This is a genomic window from Methylopila musalis, assembly GCF_042679725.1.
Lineage (GTDB): Bacteria > Pseudomonadota > Alphaproteobacteria > Rhizobiales > Methylopilaceae > Methylopila > Methylopila musalis.
Genome location: NZ_JBHTMX010000415.1, coordinates 1 through 738, shown reverse-complemented (window position 1 = coordinate 738; position 738 = coordinate 1). Strand labels below are relative to the sequence as shown.

Sequence of the window (738 nt, the reverse complement as noted above, 5' to 3'; positions counted from 1 at the left end):
GCCGCGGCGTGGGCGTCCCCGGCCTGCCCGGCCATGGCCGCGTTGGCGGGTCCGCGCTCCGCGGCGACGGCGTTGGCGAGGTCGAGCACGCCGCGGAAGGTGGCCAGCGCCTCGCTGCCCGCTTCCGCGTGCCGGAAATGCTGATAGGCGTTGAAGACGAGCAGTCCCGCCAGAACGACGACGCACAGCATGGCCGCGCCGGCCGCCAAGCGAAGTCGGCGCTTGAGATGTCGCGCGGACACGCCCTGTCGACCCTCCTCCGGCGTCGCGCACTCGCGCGCGCGCCGCTCTCAGGCAACGCTCATAACGCGACAAAGCCTGTCGCGGAACGGAAAACGCTCCGGAGCCTGAACTTCATCTTGTGACAATATGTAAAGTCAGCCGGACGTGCGAGGCGCGACCCGCCACGTCGGAAAGCGGGCCGTCGCACCTTGGCGACGGCGATCAGGCGTCGGATTCCAACGCCCGCACGCCGGGTCGCGCGAGCCACGGACCAGCTCGCTGCGATCGATGGCTCCGCGCGCTCAGTCGAAGGCGGCGAAGGCCGAGGTCACCCGCGGGTCGATCTTGGAGGACGGACGGAACGCGTCCGGCATGCGGGCCGAGCGGTCGCGCTTCACCGGCGCGGCCTCGGCCGGCGCGGAGACCGGCGTCACCGGAGCCGCGGCGGGCGCTTCGACGGCGGCGGGCTTCTCTTCGCCGCCGAACAGGCCGCCGACGCTCTTCATCCAGCCGCCG

Annotated in this window: 1 protein-coding gene and 1 pseudogene; both read right to left on the bottom strand. The window is 72.2% G+C overall.

From position 1 onward, the window contains the following. A partial coding sequence (locus ACFQ4O_RS18050) for a hypothetical protein (RefSeq protein WP_378777811.1) occupies positions 1 to 191 on the bottom strand: 191 nt, incomplete at its 3' end. Between the two features lie 333 nt (positions 192 to 524). Further along, a pseudogene (locus tag ACFQ4O_RS18045) lies at positions 525 to 738 on the bottom strand (hypothetical protein); the annotation flags it as partial.